Genomic DNA, 14,567 nt, shown 5'->3' with positions numbered 1-14,567 from the left:
TTGCTGGTCACAGTGCTGCCTCCGGCCGGGTGACGATCATGCGGACAGGGGTGGGGTTGAAGCCGTTGCAGGGGTTGTTGATCTGCGGGCAGTTGGAGACGAGCACCAGGGTGTCCACCTCGGCGCGCAGTGCCACGCGCTTGCCGGGAGCGGACAGGCCGTCAACGATGCCCAGGGCCCCGTCCGGGTCAACCGGGACGTTCATGAACCAGTTGATGTTGGACACCAGGTCCCGCTTGCCCAGGCCCCAGCGGGAGCCCTCGATCAGGAAGTTTTCCACGCAGGCGTGCTGTTCGCGGGTGTGCTGGCCGTAGCGGAGGGTGTTGGACTCCTGCGAGCAGGCGCCGCCGATGGTGTCGTGCACGCCCACCTCGTCCGCCACCACGGTCATCAGCGGCACAGCGGTGTCGGCGCGGAGGACTGAGCCCGTGGTCAGGACGATCGACTGCTGGGATGCGATGGTCACCGGTGCCGAATAGCGGACGGAGGTGTCCCCTGCCGCGTACAGCAGGCAGTCCACGGCCTGGTTGCCTTCCAGGTCCACGATGGTGAGCACGTCGCCGGCTGCTACCACGGCGGACCACGGTCCGCGGGCTTCCACGAATTCGTCGAGCACCACGGTGCCGGGGACCAGCGCGGTTTCGCCGGCGTCCGGGATGGTCTTGGTGTCAATGGCGGTGTTCATCGTGCGTTCCTTGCGGTGAGGTCGTGGTCGGTGTTGCGGAGTGCCTGCAGGTGCTCGGGGGTCAGTGGACCGGTGAGGCGGCCCGCCTCCAGTGCGGCCAGGTCCTCCGGCGCGTGCCAGGCGAGGATGTCCACGGCGGTTCCGGTGAAGGCGGGCCGCGGGTCCAGCGGGTGGGCGGTGTTGGCGAGCACCAGGACCGCATCCATGTGCAGCAGGAGTTCGACGGCGGCGCCCGGGCCGGCGCTGCCGGTGAAGGTGATGGTGCCGGCGGGGTCCACGTGGATGCCTTTGAAGAAGGACAACGACGGCGCCACGTCCTTGGCTGCAAGGCCGGTCTTGAGTGCCCCGAGGGTGAGCAGTTCGCGGGCTGCCGGGGAAACGCTGTGGGCTGTGCCGGCACCGTAGCGGGCGGTGTTGCCTTCGAGTGTGGTGGCACCGGTGAGGGCATCGTGATGGCCGGATGTGTCGGCGACGATGGTGGCCATCAGCCGGCCGGCGTCGGAGAGCAGCGGGTGCCCGGCGCCTGGGTAGGCCTGCCACGGGACCTTGACCGTGTCCGCAGCGTTGTAGCGCTCATGCAGTGCCCCGGTCCGGTACAGGAGGGTGTGCACGCAGGCGTCGCCGGCGGTGTCGGTCAGCCGGACCCGGGTACCGCGTGACAGGGGCAGCGCGGTGTAGCGGCCAAAGGCGAGGGACTCCGCCCAGGTGGGGGACGCGCCGTCGGGCACTGCCGCCAGGAGGCGGGCAGGCGCCGAAGCTGCCGGGACGAAGCGCATTGTCTCGGCGGTTTTGCCGTGCTGTTCCCTTGCGTGGGCGCGGGCACCTGCTGTGGTGGCCGTTCCGGTTGCCGGGGTTTCGATGGTCTGGGTCATGTCAATCCTGTGCTTCTTTGGGTGGATGTCTTGAAGTTGGGCGGAGGTTTCAGGTGAGGTTTCAGGCGCCGGCAGCGAGGTTGCGGCGGCGGACCCACAGGCCCAGGAGGAGGACCGCCGTCACCATCAGCGGCGCGGAGTATAGGAGGATGCCGTTCTCACCGGAGGGGTCGTACACCTCTGGCCGCGGCCAGGCGAGGTTGACCACCATGAGGGCTCCGTAGAGCACGGCGAGGACGTTGACGGGCAGCCCCCAGCGGCCCAGGGAGAACAGCCCGGCGGGCATGGTTTCGCCCACCCGGTTCCAGTCGCCGCGGAGGCGGTTGACCAGCTGCGGCACGGTGACCAGGAGGTAGGCCAGGTAGACCATTACGATGCAGACGCTGGTGAGGGTGGTGAACAGGGCGGCGTTGCCCACGTTGATGGCGAGGACGCCCACAGCCAGCGCGCCGATCACGATCGACGGCCACATCGGAGTGCCGCGGGTGGGGTGGACGGATGCGAGCAGCGCCGAAGCGGGGAGTTTGCCGTCGCGGGCCATGGAGAAGACCAGGCGGGAACCGGCGGTCTGGATCGCCAGGGTGCAGACGAAGATGGCGATGGCCACGTCCACCAGCAGGACCTTGCCCCAGAAGGTGCCCAGCACCGCGGTGAGGACGTAGGGCAGGCCTTCGGCGGCGAGGCGGCCGTCGTCGAGGCTGGGTGCGGCCATGAGGGCGGTGATGATCATCAGCGCGCCGCCGATGCCGGAGATGATAAGGGCGGAGAGGATGGTGCGCGGCGCCGTTCGGCGGGGGTCCTTGGTCTCTTCCGACAACTCGCCGGCGGAGTTGAAGCCCACCATGACGTAGGCGGCCATCAGCCCGGAGACCAGGAAGGCACCCACTGCGCCGAGGTCGGAACCCTGCAGCACGGTGGTGTCCGCCACCACGTCCGGGCCGCGCTGGGCGGCGGTGATCAGGGCGAGGATCACGGCCGCGACGCCGACAATTTCGCAGGTGACGCCGACGGAGTTCACATGCGCCATGAGTTTGACGCCGAGCGAGTTGATGACGGTGGTGGCCACCAGGAGCACGGCGCCCAGGATGACGGCGTTGGCTGCCCCGGTGACCGTGTTAAGAGCCGGGTCGCCGCCCACCACCTGGAAGCCGTCCCACAGCTGCGGCAGCACTACCTGGAGGGCGATGGCGGCAGCCGCGGCGGTCACCACCTGCGCAATGGCCATGAACCAGCCTGCGAACCAGCCAACACCTTCACCGCCGACGCGCCGCGCCCACTGGTACACGGCACCGGACAACGGGTAGCGGGCCGCGAGTTCCGCGAAGTTCAGCGCAACGAGGAGCTGGCCCACCAGGACGATGGGCCAGGTCCAGAAGAAGGCCGGGCCGGCGAAGGAGTAGCCGAAGGCGAAGAGCTGGAAGATGGTGGTGAGGATGGACACGAAAGAGAAGCCGGCGGCAAAGGAAGCGTAGCGGCCAAGCTTGCGGTGCAGGGTGGGCTGGTAACCAAGGGACGTCAGGTCTGCATCGTCCTGGTGGACGGTGGGGAGAACGGTTGAAGTCATCGGAATCTCCGGGGCTGGAACGGCAGGGGATGTAGAGCCTCCCGGCAGTGCAGCGCTCGGCCGAAGGCTGCTGGTTACCGGTCACTTGATAGTTTTCCAGCGCGATGTCCCCAAACAGTTTCACCTCTGTAAAAGGCGTATAGACATCTTGTTTCGGCCGTATTTCCGGCCCCTCACCGCTTGATTTTGGCCGCTGCGCCGTGAACGGTGGTGCAAGAATGATCCGGTGACTTCAGCCGGACCGGGACGCCCACGCCACCAGCAACCATCACGGCCAGGGGCCACAGCACGGGACGAGATCCTCGATGCCGCAGCCGAACTCTTCACCACGCAGGGCTACGCGAGTACGTCTACCAGGTCCATTGCGGATGCGGTGGGAATACGGCAGTCCTCGCTGTACCACCACTTCAAGACCAAGGACGAGATCCTCGAGGACCTGCTGGAGGGGACCGTATCCGGCGGACTCGCGTTCGCGCGGGCTGTCGCTGCCGACGCCGCCGGTGAGGAGGCGGCTGGAAGCCGGCTTCACGCCGTCGCACTTTACGACGGCACCCAGCTGTGCAGCGCCCGCTGGAACCTCGGCGTGCTGTACCACCTTCCGGAAGTACGGACCACACGGTTTGCACGGTTCCTTGAAGACCGGCACGAGCTCCGCGGGCTGTACCGGACATTGGGCGGCGGACTGTCCGCTGTTGGCGGAACCGGGAGCCCCGGCACCACTGGCGGGGACTTCGCCTTCCGCCTGGTCGAGTCCCTGATCAGCCTTCGGGCAGACGGGCTCGTTACCGCCGAATCGCCGCAGCAGGCTGCGGATGCAGGACTCGTCCTGTGCGGCCTGGCCGGCCGGCTGCCCGCCATCCGGGAGGAAAGCACAGCGCTTATTGCACGGCTCGCCTGAGACCCTCCCCTGGCGCCTTTGCGCCCGCGTTCAGGTTGCTCGGCTAGGCTCGGACCATGACGCGCGAGAACATCAGGACCCCCGACGGCGGCACTCTGGAACTCTTCTCCACGGGCGTGGACCTTGCTTCCGCAGGTTCGGGCGTGGTGGTCATCCCGCCCTCCATGGTGACCGCGGCGGACTACACCAAGTTCGCCCAAAAGCTCAGCGCCGCACTGGGCCGGCCCGTACACACGTTCAACCGCCGCGGGCGCGGGTCCTCATCGCCGCAGCCGCAGGACTACACGCTGGACGTGGATATCCGGGACCTGGACACCGTCATGAAGCACACGTCCAGCACGGACGTTTTCGGCCACAGCTTTGGCGGTGCCGTTGCACTGCACGCCGCCCGCACCCTGCCGGTGGAGCGGCTCGCCGTGTACGACCCCGCCGTATCCGTGAACCACTCGGTCAAGGCTGACTGGATCGGCGAATATGAGATCGCAGCCGCCGCCGGGGATGACGACCGCGCCCTTGCCGTCCTCCAGCGCGGACTCGAATCGGGCGGGCACCTCTCCTCCCGGATGCCGCTGTCCATGCTGACGCTCGCCAACAGGCTGACCGCCGGCACCTCCGAAGGCAAGCAGCAGCGGGAACTGATGCGCACCGGCGTCAGGGAGATCAAGGCGATCATTGCCGCGGACATGCCCGCGGAGCCGTTCCTGGCACTGCCGCTCGAAACGCTGATCGTGGTGGGCGAAAAGAGCCCAGCCTACTTTGGGGTGGCCTGCGGGCAGATCCACGATGTGCTGTCCGGCTCCAGCTACACCGTCCTGCCCGGCTACGGCCACGACGGCGCCATCAAGGCCCCGGATGTCCTGATCAAGGAACTTGCAGACTTTTACGCCGGCTGACCCAACTGGGTAGCAGCAAGTGTCGTTTTGAGCGGTCAAAACGACACTTAGCGCTACTTAGTTGGTCAGTGGGCGGGGCCGTGGCCCGCGCCGGCACCTTCCGTCCTGCGCATCATGGCCGAAAGCACGACGGCGGCGAAGGCTATGACGGTTGCCGTCAGGAAGGCGGCGCCCATCCCGGCAACGAGTCCCGACGTCGCGGACACCACGGCGAAGATGGACACGAGCAGCGCCGTGCCGGCGGCACCGGCAACCTGCTGGGTGGTGCTCATGATCGCGGAACCGTGCGAGTAGAGGTGCGGCGGCAGCGGGTTCAGGCCGGTGGTGAACGCCGGGGTGAACAGCAGCGCCAGGCCGAAACTCAGCCCCACGTGAAGGGCGATGATCCACCCAAGTGCCGTGCCGTCGTCGAGCATTGAAAACTGCCAAAGGGCCAGGACCATCAGGACGGAACCCGTGACCGTAAGCGGCAGCGGCCCCACCTTGTCGAACAGCCGGCCGATCACCGGACCCAGCAGACCCATGGCCAGGCCGCCGGGAAGCAGTGCGAGGCCGGTCTCGAGCGAACCCAGGCCGCGGATTTCCTGGAGGTAGAGCGGCAGCAGGATCACGCCGCCGAACAGGGCCATCATGGCCACCACCATCAGCAGCACCGAAACGGTGAACATTCGGAAGTTGAAAGCGCGCAGGTCCAACAGCGGCGCTTCCGCCTTCTGCAGCCGCACCTGGCGGAACACGAACACGGCAAGGGCGGCGACACCGATCACCAATGCGGCAATGGCACCGGCACCCGGACCCGCCTGGCCGCCGTGGCCGCCGCCGATCTGGCTCAGGCCGTAGACCAGCCCGCCGAAGGCAGGAACGGTGAGGAGCACGGACGCAATGTCCAGCTTGGTCCGTTCCGCCTCGCCGATATTGGTGAGGTATTTGGCGCCGATCGCCAGCGCGGCCAGGGCCACCGGAAGGACGAACACGAACATGAACCGCCAGGTGAAGTGTTCAAGGATCAGGCCGGACACGGTGGGACCCATGGCAGGCGCTACGGAGATGGCGATGCTGACGTTGCCCATCACGGCACCGCGCTTGGCCAGGGGCACAAGCGTCAGGATGGTGGTCATCAGCAGCGGCAGCATGATGGCGGTGCCTCCCGCCTGGATGATGCGGGCCAGCAGCAGGATCTCGAACCCGGGGGCCACCGCAGCCAGGGCCGTGCCGCCCGCGAACAGCCCCATGGCCAGCATGAAGACCTTGCGGGTGGACAGGCTTTGGAGAATGAAACCGGTGGTGGGAATGACTACCGCCATGGTGAGCATGAACCCGGTGGCGAGCCACTGGACGGTGGGCGCATCCACCTGCAGGTCCACCATGAGCCGCTGCAAGGCGACGTTCATGATGGTTTCGTTGAGGATCACCACGAACGTGGCCACCAGCAACGTGCTGATGACAGTCACCGACTCCCGGGACATCTTTTCCGGCGCGGCGGGCCTGGTTCCTTCGGCATGGACAGACTGGCCGCCGGCGTTGGGCGAGACTTCGGTAGACATGAGTGTTCCCTCAGGGAGAGTGGTGAGTGATGCGCGAACCAAGGCCGCTGCAGATGCAAACACTCTACCGGTTGGAGTAATTCCTCCGGACCGGTCTTTTTCCAAACCCTGAGGGAACAGAAGGTGTCAGGCGGTCTGGCCTGCGTGCTGGCCTTCGGAAATCTCTTCCACCAGCTTGCTGTTGAAGGCCGGCAGATCGTCCGGGTTGCGGCTGGTCACCAGGCCCTGGTCAACCACCACTTCCTGGTCTGTCCAGTTGGCCCCTGCGTTCTTAAGGTCCGTCTCAAGCGTGTGGTAGGACGTGACGTTGCGGCCCCGTACCACTCCGGCCTCAATAAGCACCCAGGAGCCGTGGCAGATGGAGGCCACCGGCTTGTGCTGCTCGAAGAAGCTCCGGGTGAAGCTTTGTGCGTCTTTGTCCACGCGAAGGTGGTCTGCGTTGACGACGCCGCCCGGCAGGACCAGGGCGTCGAAGTCGGAGGCGTTCGCTTCAGCAACAGTGATGTCCACGTCAAAGGTGTCACCCTTTTCGGTGCCGTTGAACCCCTGCAGCTTGCCGCTCTTGGGCGCCACGAGCGTGGGCTGGCCGCCGGCTTCCTGGACTGCCTGCCAGGGGCTGGTCAGCTCGATCTGCTCCACGCCGTCCGTCAGCAGGAATGCGACCTTCTTGCCTGCGATGCTGTGTTCTGACATTGTTCCTCCTCAGCTGTAGCGGATTCCGCCCGCTTCCTGGGCGCAAAATACCGCTTTGAGAGTTGTTTGCCTGGCAGGTTCCAGCCTAGGAAGAATAAAAGTGATAAGCAAGCTGACTATATTGTCCCCGTCTGTACGTGGAAATTACGACGACGGCGGGCTGGTTTTCCCCCGCCTGCCGCGTCGGGCAGTCAGGGATAAAGAATGTCGTACCCCCGTTAGACGATGTTCGTATGGGAATCAGAGCGGGAACTGCGGGAGCGATGGAGGAGGTGGAATCCTCTTTTGCTGCTCTTACCGCGCTCACGGCAAAGGACGACGCCCTCGCCGCTGCAGGATCTTCGGGCGCCGCCGGCGACGGGGTTGATGTGCTGGGGCGGGCCTACGGGATCCGGCTTGAGCGGATGGGCGTCATAAAGAAGCTGCAGGCCCAACTGTCCGCACTCCAGGCCAGGGATGCCACCGAAGCTATGGACCTGCAGCACGCCATGCTACCCCCGGACGCGCCTCTGCATGAGCGGACCTATGCGGAAATGTCCACGGTGGAGGAAATCGCCGGGATCCTCACCATCAGTTCCGGCGCCGCATCAGCGTTTGTGGCCCAGTCCCGGCAGGTTTGTGCGCTGCCGCCGGTCCTGGACGCCCTGTCCGCGGGGACGCTTAGCTGGCAGCAGGCGAAGATCTTCGCGGACGAAACCGAGAACCTTGACCACCCCGCTGCGGCCGCGCTGGTGGAGCACCTCCTTGACCCCAACGCCCCGAACCCGGCCCGCGGCTGCCCCGCCGGCCAGCTGGTACCGGCACGGCTGCGGGCCAAGGTACGGGGCTGGCGCGAACGCCACCACCCCGACTCCATCGAAAAACGCCACCGCAAAAGCGCCGCTGACCGGCGAGTCGAATACACCCCGGACCGCGACGGCATGGCCTTGGATCTCCGCCTACCTCCCAGCCGACACCGCCCAAGCCATCTGGAACAGGAACACGGCCATCGCCCGCGGCCCTTAAAGACCGGACGAGCACCGCACCCTTCCCCAGCGCAAAGCCGACATCCTCGCCACCCAACTCCTCACCCACAAAACCTCCACCCCGGAAGAAGACGCCGGGACTGAAACAAACACCGCCACCGCTGCCGCCTTCACCACCGAACCCGGGAAAGTTCCGACGCCACGGACCGAAGTCCTCGTCACCGTACCCGTGTTCGCGCTCCTCGGACTCACGGACGAACCAGCAGAGCTCGACGGGTATGGCCCCATCCCGGCCTCGATGGCCCGGAAACTCCTCGCCGACGGCGCCGAATCCTTCCACCGGGTCCTCATCGACCCCAGAGACGGGGCGCCACTGGAAATCGGGCGCACCAGCTACCGGCTCACCAAAGCCATGAAAAAAGCCCTGCAGCTCCGGGACGGCAAATGCGCCTTCCCCGGCTGCAACAACAACTCCCTCGACAACGAAACCGACCACCTACAGGCGTGGCAGCACGGCGGAACGACCGGCATCAGCAACCTGGCACAACTCTGCCCCAAACACCACCGCCTCAAACACAACAGCCGCTGGACACCCACCGCCGCAACGAAAGATAAACCACCCGGCTGGACCTCACCCAGCGGCCGCTACTACCAGGCCGAACAACCCGATTGGGAACCATCACAATGGCCGCCAAGTGTGGTGCGGTTGCGGGGACCTTATGGCATCCGGCCGGCACGAGCACCAAAGAGTACTGGCGCGCCGGGAGTCGGTGGTGATGACGACCAGACCAAGGTGGAAGTCTCGGCACTGGAAGATGCCCTGAAACGCGCCGCTCCCCCATGCATGATCGGCCCTCAAGGCATTACCGGGGGCACGGCCGACTACTTCTTCTGTGCATAAGCCACGGCACTAGCGCTAAGGCCGGTGATGCTCAATTAGCCAGCCTGCCATCTGCTGCGCACGTTAGTGGTCCGGAGGGACGCCTGAGGACTTTGGCCTCGAGCAGCTCATGACCAACCGGGAACATCCCGGGCTGTAGCCGCCAAAGCCTCCGCCCAGTCAGGAATCCTGCCCGCCAAGAACTCGGCCCGTCAGGAGCTCAGCGGGATGTTGTCAATCAGCCGTACCGGGCCCACCTTGGCCGCGATGAGCGCAAGCGCTTCGCCCCGGAAGGGGGTTTCGCGGCAGTTTTCGGCGAGTGGCTCCAGCGTGGCCGGATCAACAACATCGAAGTAGTCGAGGGCCACCAGGGGCTGGGACTCGACCAAGGCCACTGCGGAGTCCAGGTCGAGCGGTTCCCGCACCGCAGCCCGCTCCTCCAGCAAGCGCAGCGCGCGGGACAGTACCAGCGCGGCCTCCCGCTCCTCATAGGACAGAAAACGGTTGCGGCTGGACAATGCCAGGCCGTCGGCGGAACGGACCGTCGGTACCCCAACGATCTCCACCGGAAAGTTCAGGTCCGCCACCATACGCCGCACCAGAGCCAGTTGCTGAGCGTCTTTCTGCCCAAAATAGGCACGGTAGGCAGGAAGACCGGCCCCGGCCACACCGGCTGCAGGCAGGCCATAATGCAGCAGCTTCGCCACCACGGTGAGGGCGCCGTCGAAGTGGCCCGGACGGGAGGCGCCTTCCCACTTCTCACCCAGGCGCCCGGACGTGATCCGGACCAGGGGCTCGCCGCCCGGGTACACCTCCTCCACGGACGGCGCGAAAGCCAGGTCCACCCCTTCGGCTTCCAGCAGCGCGAGGTCGGCCTCGAGGGTGCGCGGATACCGGTCCAGGTCCACCGCGTCCCCGAACTGAAGCGGGTTGACGAAGATGGTGGCCACCACCACGTCGTTTTGCCCGACGGCGGCGCGGGCCAAAGCGGCATGCCCCTCGTGGAGTGCGCCCATGGTAGGCACCAGCCCCTGGGAGGTGCCGCCATTGGCAGTAAGGAGCCGCGCACCTTCAGCGTGCAATTCGGCAACGGTGGTGACGAGTTTGATGGGCATCCTCAGTCCTCCTTGAGTTCCAGGGCCTCGCGCAGCCCGTCCACTTGGCCGGCTTTCAGCAGGCCGCGGCCTTCCGCGCGGACGGCTGTGGCGCGTGCCATTGCGAGGTAGGCCGCGAGCACATCGCCGTGCCCGCCGCCGTCGTACTCCCGTAATGCCTCCGCGTGCGCACGTACCGTTCCCACATCGCCGCGGGCCACGGGCCCCGTCAAGGCAGACTCCCCCGAGGCCAGCGCGTTCTCCAGGGTTGCACGCAGCAGCGGGCCCAGCATGCGCTCCGGCTGCTCCACCCCCACCTCGGCCAGCAGCTGCGAAGCCTGCGCCACCAGTGTCACCAGGTGGTTGGATCCGTGCGCCAGGGCGGCGTGGTACAGGGCCCGGTCGGCTTCGGCTATGGCCACTGGCTCGGCCCCCATCTCCACCACCAGGGCCTGGGCGATGGGCAGCATCGGAGCATCCGCTGTCACCCCAAAGGTGCAGTCCAGCAGCCGTGTCAGGTCCAGGCTCATCCCCGTGAACGTCATCGCAGGATGCAGCGCCAACGGGACCGCACCGGCCGCCCGTACCGGATGCAGGACGCCCACGCCGAACCGGCCGGAGGTGTGGGCCACCAGCTGGCCCGGCTGCCAGGCATCCAGCTTGGCCAGCCCCTCCACAAGCTCCGGAAGGGCGTCGTCCGGGACCGCGAGCAGCACCAGCTCGGCACGCTCCACAATGTCCTGCACGTCAAGGACGGGAACGCCGGGAAGCAGCGCTTCCGCCCGCTCACGGCTCGCGTCGGACACCGCTGACACCCCGACGACGGCGTGTTCGGCAGCGCGCAAGGCGGCACCGAGCACCGCCCCCACTTTCCCGGCGCCGATGATTCCGACGCCAAGGCGTCCGGGTTTAGCCATGCTTCGGGCCTTCCTGGGTTTGGGTTTGGACGGGACCAACCACCGGCGGGGGTTCGGCAGCTTCAGCCAGTGGCGGAGCTACCTGCCGGAGCCACTGTTCCGTTGTTTGCCGCTTCCGTGCAAGCCGGGCACGCGCCGACTGTTGATCGAACAACGCGAGGGCCTCGTCCACCCCTGCCTGGGTAAGGCGCGGCGTCACAGGTCCCGCGGTTGTATGCAGCACCAGGTCGGCGACGCCCAAACGCCTCGCCAGCGGCCCCTGCTGGAGTGCCATGGATTGGGTGCGCTGGTGCGGCACCACAACCAACTCCCGCCACCAGCGGCCCGAACGGAGAAGCAGTGCCGTGCCGGTGGCCGTGAAGCCGTTCCTGCGCCAGCCAAACGGCGCAAGGAACCGGGCCCGCCGCGGAGTGGTGACGTAGCCGCCGTCGGAATCAAGGCCGGCCAGCCCGGCAGTGAACACGTCGGCAGGGCGGTCAGTTCCGGGATCCGGAAGCACCAGGGCGAGCATGCTCATCACGTCATCCAGCCGTCCCACAGGCAGCAGCGTGGTCCGCGAGGTGCCCTCCCCCGCGTTGTCGGCCAGGCCGTAGCCGGCCACGTTGACCTGCATGCGGTACCAGCCGAACGGGCGCCACAGCGGCGGCTGCGTAACCTTGAGCGCTTGGATCCTGCCCGGCGGCAACGTCTGCGCCTGTGTATCCAGCAGTCCGTACCGCAGCCGGATGCCGTCCGGCGATATTGCTGCTGTGAAGTTGTAGCCCTTGTTGAACAGGTTCCAGTAGCTGGCAGCAAGGCCCAGCGCGGCCGGGATGAGGTAGAAGTAGAAGGCGCTGCTTTCCGTCAGGACCGACAGAACCACGGACACCACGGCGCCCAGCGCCACGAAAAAGCTCTGCTCGCTGAGCAGCAGCGAACCGGCAAGGCGCGACGGCGGTACGGCAAGGACCGGGAGTTCCGGTGCCTCGGGCGCGGCCTCGCCGGGACTTTCGGTGCCGGTGGTGACGCCTGCGGCACGGGCCAGGATGGTGGCCCGGAGTTGCCGGGCGTCCTCAACCTTGAGATAGGCCAGGCGCACGGCCGATTCCCCGGCGTCGGCCACCTCGAATTTGAGCTCGGCGAGGCCGAAGATCCGGGCAAGGAGGGGCTGCACGATGTCGATGGCCTGCACCCGGTCCAGCCGGGCCTGCCGCTGCTGCCGGAACAGGAGCCCGGTGTTGACCCGGACGTAGCCGCCGGACACCTGGTACTTGGTGAAGTACCAGGTCAGGACGAAGCCCAGCACAGCGATCAGGAGCACTACCCCGCCGCCGGCCAGCAGGAACGGTGCCCGGCCCGCCAGCTCGTCCTGGAACACCGGCCGGCCCTGCAACGAGCGCTCAAAGATGTCGCGGCCAAAGAAGAAAGCAATGGCTGCCAGTGCCACCCAGCCCCGCACAAAAGGCGACGCCGGGTGGACACGCAGCCATTCGCCGTCGGGCCCTGGACCGCCGGCTGCCGGAGCCGGCCCGGGGCCGGGAAGCGGCTGTCCTGCCGGGGTGCCTGGTTCCGGGAACCGCCCGTCAGCGGTCACAGCCCTGCCAGCCTGGCTTCGCCGCGGGCCGCCAGCTGTTCGCGAAGCCGGGCACCTTCAGCGGCGGGCAGGCCGGGAATTTTGGCGTTGGTGCCTGGCGAGGCCGTGTGGAGCTTGAGTGTGCACAGGCCGAGTCCCCGCTCCACCGGACCCACGCCGATGTCCACGTACTGCATGCGTCCGTAAGGGACGGCCAGGGTGCGCTGGAAAAAAATCCCGCCCCGGATCAGGAGGTCATCGTCACGTTCGGCGTAGCCGATGGCGCGGACCTGGCGGGGAATCAGCACCAGCCGCCAGATGGCAGCCACCAGCATGACGGCCGGGGCAGTGATGGCCAGCCACAGCGGGGGCCACACCCACCAGCCCCCGAGGACGAAGACCAGCGGCAGGCAAAGGAGGAGCACCGTGACCAGGTTCCCCACGGCCCATTCGACTAGCCGGACGGTGACGTACTTGGGTGACACCCGCTGCCAGACAATCCCCGGCGGGTCAATCGCCTCGGTATGCATATTCGCCTTCCCCCGTGGCTTCGCCGCGGACGGCCCGTCCAGGCTTCCCGTCCACGCCCTTAGTGTCGCCGTCCTCGGGCGGGATCCTGCAGAATCTTTCAACCACCAGGCCGACCACGATCATCACCAGCCCGCCGCCAGCCATGGCAAGGGCCAGCCAGGTGATGCCCTGGTCGCTGCGGAGGCTCCAGATGCGCAGCTGGTCCAGGAAAATGCCCACATGCCAGCCCAGCAGCACGGTGCCGGCATACGCGCAGGCCTGGGCGAGGACCAGCGTGCGCGCGGCGAGAAGGGGGTCGAGGACGGTCTTCTTCTTGCTGCTGTCCTTGAGGCTGTTGCGCCAGCGCAGGACCCGGATGCCAAGGATGAGGGTGATCACCACGATCACGCCCATGGTGGCCAGCGCTGTTGCCGGCAGGACGGGCGTTGCCATGCTGTACCTGCTGGTCACCGCAGTGGCGGCCCAGCCCGCAACTGCCAGGATGAAGCCGATCAGGAGGAGGCGCAGCGGGTTGATCGGCTTCACCGCTCCTCCACCGCCCCTGCCGTGGGCACGCCGTCAAAGTCGCCAAAACCGTCGAAGGGTGCAAGATCGTCAATGTCTGCTGCCCGGGCCGCCAGGACGCTGATGCGTTCACCTTCCAGGACCGCGGCGGGTTCGATCAGCGACCACGGGTACAGGACAAAGGCCCGGCTGGCAGCCCGCGGGTGGGGAAGGGTGAGCTGGGGATCGTCGCTGCGAAGGTCGCCGTAGGTGATGATGTCGACGTCGAGCGTCCGCGGCCCCCAGCGCACCTCACGGACGCGGTGGTGCTTGTTTTCCACCGCTTGGCAGTGCGCCAGCAGTTCCATTGGCGAAAGGCTGGTTTCCACCGTGATGACCATGTTCAGGAAATCGGGCTGGTTGGGCGGGCCGCCCACGGCCTTGGTCTGGACGATGGGCGACACGTCGAGGAGCCGCACTTCCGGCGGGTCCACCAGGTCCGCCACCGCTTCGGACAATGTGTCGTTCCGCGCCCCGAGGTTGCTGCCAAGGGCGAGGACGGCCTTGGCATAGACGGGGTTCACGCCGTGTCCCCTTCGACAGGCCGGTCCCGGTGGACCGTTTTCTCCCGGAGGACGGGCCTCTCCCGGTGGACGGTGACCGCCACGTCCCCGAAGGGTACCTCGATGGGGGCCTGCGGCTTGTGGACGGTGATGTCCACGGCCTGGAGCCGGAATTCGTCCAGCAGGCTCTCGGCGATCCGAACGGCCAGGGCCTCGATCAGGTTCAGGGGGTCGCCGGAAATCCACTCGGTAATACGCTGCGCCACCTCGCCGTAATGGGCGGTGTCGCGGACGTCGTCGGACTCTGCCGCTGCGGCGAAATCCAGGTAAAGCACTGCGTCCACAACAAAGGGCTGCCCGTTGCGGCGTTCAAAATCAAAGACGCCGTGGTGGCCGACGGCAGTCACACCGGTCAGCGTAATCCTGTCCATGG

General features: G+C 66.9%; 16 protein-coding genes. 4 read left to right on the top strand and 12 right to left on the bottom strand.

From position 1 onward, the window contains the following. Positions 1-7: 7 nt before the first annotated feature. The 3 genes from ACLH0K_RS01915 to ACLH0K_RS01905 all read right to left on the bottom strand — a co-directional run bounded on the left by ACLH0K_RS01915 (position 8) and on the right by ACLH0K_RS01905 (position 3,121). Positions 8-685, bottom strand: a complete 678-nt coding sequence (locus ACLH0K_RS01915) for an urea amidolyase associated protein UAAP2 (protein WP_411375192.1) — start codon at positions 683-685, stop codon at positions 8-10. Continuing rightward, the gene (locus tag ACLH0K_RS01910) at positions 682-1,557 is read right to left on the bottom strand and encodes an urea amidolyase associated protein UAAP1 (protein WP_411375191.1); all 876 of its coding nucleotides are present in this window, start codon (positions 1,555-1,557) and stop codon (positions 682-684) included. Before ACLH0K_RS01910 ends, ACLH0K_RS01915 begins: the two co-directional genes overlap by 4 nt. Before the next feature lie 61 nt (positions 1,558-1,618). Further along, the gene (locus ACLH0K_RS01905; RefSeq protein WP_411375190.1) at positions 1,619-3,121 is read right to left on the bottom strand and encodes an amino acid permease; all 1,503 of its coding nucleotides are present in this window, start codon (positions 3,119-3,121) and stop codon (positions 1,619-1,621) included. Positions 3,122-3,347: 226 nt separating this feature from the next. On the opposite strand from ACLH0K_RS01905, the gene ACLH0K_RS01900 reads away from it, so the two are divergent. Further along, positions 3,348-4,019 carry a TetR/AcrR family transcriptional regulator gene (locus ACLH0K_RS01900; RefSeq protein WP_411375189.1) on the top strand — a complete coding sequence of 224 codons (672 nt, stop codon included), beginning with the start codon at positions 3,348-3,350 and terminating at the stop codon, positions 4,017-4,019. 56 nt (positions 4,020-4,075) lie between these two features. Next, positions 4,076-4,912, top strand: coding sequence for an alpha/beta fold hydrolase (locus ACLH0K_RS01895; RefSeq protein WP_411375188.1), 837 nt, complete (start codon positions 4,076-4,078; stop codon positions 4,910-4,912). A gap of 65 nt (positions 4,913-4,977) precedes the next feature. Here ACLH0K_RS01895 and ACLH0K_RS01890 read toward each other — a convergent pair whose 3' ends face one another. Beyond that, complete coding sequence (locus ACLH0K_RS01890; protein ID WP_411375187.1) at positions 4,978-6,456, bottom strand: DHA2 family efflux MFS transporter permease subunit; 1,479 nt, start codon at positions 6,454-6,456, stop codon at positions 4,978-4,980. Positions 6,457-6,582: 126 nt separating this feature from the next. Next, positions 6,583-7,149 (bottom strand): type 1 glutamine amidotransferase domain-containing protein, encoded by a 567-nt coding sequence (locus ACLH0K_RS01885; protein ID WP_411375186.1) that lies wholly within the window; start codon positions 7,147-7,149, stop codon positions 6,583-6,585. 233 nt (positions 7,150-7,382) lie between these two features. On the opposite strand from ACLH0K_RS01885, the gene ACLH0K_RS01880 reads away from it, so the two are divergent. Continuing rightward, positions 7,383-8,258, top strand: a complete 876-nt coding sequence (locus ACLH0K_RS01880; RefSeq protein WP_411375185.1) for a hypothetical protein — start codon at positions 7,383-7,385, stop codon at positions 8,256-8,258. Beyond that, the gene (locus ACLH0K_RS01875) at positions 8,197-9,015 is read left to right on the top strand and encodes an HNH endonuclease (RefSeq protein ID WP_411376534.1); all 819 of its coding nucleotides are present in this window, start codon (positions 8,197-8,199) and stop codon (positions 9,013-9,015) included. Before ACLH0K_RS01880 ends, ACLH0K_RS01875 begins: the two co-directional genes overlap by 62 nt. A gap of 191 nt (positions 9,016-9,206) precedes the next feature. On the opposite strand, the gene panC is transcribed toward ACLH0K_RS01875, so the two are convergent. From panC to folB, 7 genes are read right to left on the bottom strand one after another with little or no spacing between them, the layout of a single operon-like run. Next, on the bottom strand, positions 9,207-10,109 hold the full coding sequence (gene panC, locus ACLH0K_RS01870; RefSeq protein WP_411375184.1) for a pantoate--beta-alanine ligase: 903 nt from the start codon (positions 10,107-10,109) through the stop codon (positions 9,207-9,209). A gap of 2 nt (positions 10,110-10,111) precedes the next feature. Next, positions 10,112-11,005, bottom strand: a complete 894-nt coding sequence (locus ACLH0K_RS01865; protein ID WP_411375183.1) for a Rossmann-like and DUF2520 domain-containing protein — start codon at positions 11,003-11,005, stop codon at positions 10,112-10,114. Then, positions 10,998-12,578 (bottom strand): PH domain-containing protein, encoded by a 1,581-nt coding sequence (locus ACLH0K_RS01860; RefSeq protein ID WP_411375182.1) that lies wholly within the window; start codon positions 12,576-12,578, stop codon positions 10,998-11,000. Before ACLH0K_RS01860 ends, ACLH0K_RS01865 begins: the two co-directional genes overlap by 8 nt. Next, positions 12,575-13,087, bottom strand: coding sequence for a PH domain-containing protein (locus tag ACLH0K_RS01855; protein WP_411375181.1), 513 nt, complete (start codon positions 13,085-13,087; stop codon positions 12,575-12,577). Before ACLH0K_RS01855 ends, ACLH0K_RS01860 begins: the two co-directional genes overlap by 4 nt. Next, entirely contained in the window at positions 13,068-13,613 is a 546-nt protein-coding gene (locus tag ACLH0K_RS01850) for a DUF3180 domain-containing protein (RefSeq protein WP_411375180.1), read from the bottom strand. Before ACLH0K_RS01850 ends, ACLH0K_RS01855 begins: the two co-directional genes overlap by 20 nt. After that, positions 13,610-14,155, bottom strand: a complete 546-nt coding sequence (gene folK / locus ACLH0K_RS01845) for a 2-amino-4-hydroxy-6-hydroxymethyldihydropteridine diphosphokinase (protein ID WP_411375179.1) — start codon at positions 14,153-14,155, stop codon at positions 13,610-13,612. The genes ACLH0K_RS01850 and folK overlap by 4 nt, the downstream gene beginning before the upstream one ends. Next, positions 14,152-14,565 carry a dihydroneopterin aldolase gene (folB, locus tag ACLH0K_RS01840; protein ID WP_411375178.1) on the bottom strand — a complete coding sequence of 138 codons (414 nt, stop codon included), beginning with the start codon at positions 14,563-14,565 and terminating at the stop codon, positions 14,152-14,154. Before folB ends, folK begins: the two co-directional genes overlap by 4 nt. Positions 14,566-14,567 lie beyond the last annotated feature (2 nt).

The organism is Arthrobacter sp. MPF02, assembly GCF_046605375.1.
Classification (GTDB): domain Bacteria; phylum Actinomycetota; class Actinomycetes; order Actinomycetales; family Micrococcaceae; genus Arthrobacter.
The sequence above is the reverse complement of the archived record's forward strand: the minus strand, read 5'-3'. Positions and strand labels throughout refer to the sequence as shown.

Excerpts from the sequence above, each read along its gene's own strand:
- ACLH0K_RS01915 (WP_411375192.1), bottom strand. The coding sequence starts at position 685 with ATGAACACCGCCATTGACACCAAGACCATCCCGGACGCCGGCGAAACC.
- ACLH0K_RS01910 (WP_411375191.1), bottom strand. The coding sequence starts at position 1,557 with ATGACCCAGACCATCGAAACCCCGGCAACCGGAACGGCCACCACAGCA.
- ACLH0K_RS01905 (WP_411375190.1), bottom strand. The coding sequence starts at position 3,121 with ATGACTTCAACCGTTCTCCCCACCGTCCACCAGGACGATGCAGACCTG.
- ACLH0K_RS01895 (WP_411375188.1), top strand. The coding sequence starts at position 4,076 with ATGACGCGCGAGAACATCAGGACCCCCGACGGCGGCACTCTGGAACTC.
- ACLH0K_RS01890 (WP_411375187.1), bottom strand. The coding sequence starts at position 6,456 with ATGTCTACCGAAGTCTCGCCCAACGCCGGCGGCCAGTCTGTCCATGCC.
- ACLH0K_RS01885 (WP_411375186.1), bottom strand. The coding sequence starts at position 7,149 with ATGTCAGAACACAGCATCGCAGGCAAGAAGGTCGCATTCCTGCTGACG.
- ACLH0K_RS01880 (WP_411375185.1), top strand. The coding sequence starts at position 7,383 with ATGGGAATCAGAGCGGGAACTGCGGGAGCGATGGAGGAGGTGGAATCC.
- panC (WP_411375184.1), bottom strand. The coding sequence starts at position 10,109 with ATGCCCATCAAACTCGTCACCACCGTTGCCGAATTGCACGCTGAAGGT.
- ACLH0K_RS01865 (WP_411375183.1), bottom strand. The coding sequence starts at position 11,005 with ATGGCTAAACCCGGACGCCTTGGCGTCGGAATCATCGGCGCCGGGAAA.
- ACLH0K_RS01855 (WP_411375181.1), bottom strand. The coding sequence starts at position 13,087 with ATGCATACCGAGGCGATTGACCCGCCGGGGATTGTCTGGCAGCGGGTG.
- folB (WP_411375178.1), bottom strand. The coding sequence starts at position 14,565 with ATGGACAGGATTACGCTGACCGGTGTGACTGCCGTCGGCCACCACGGC.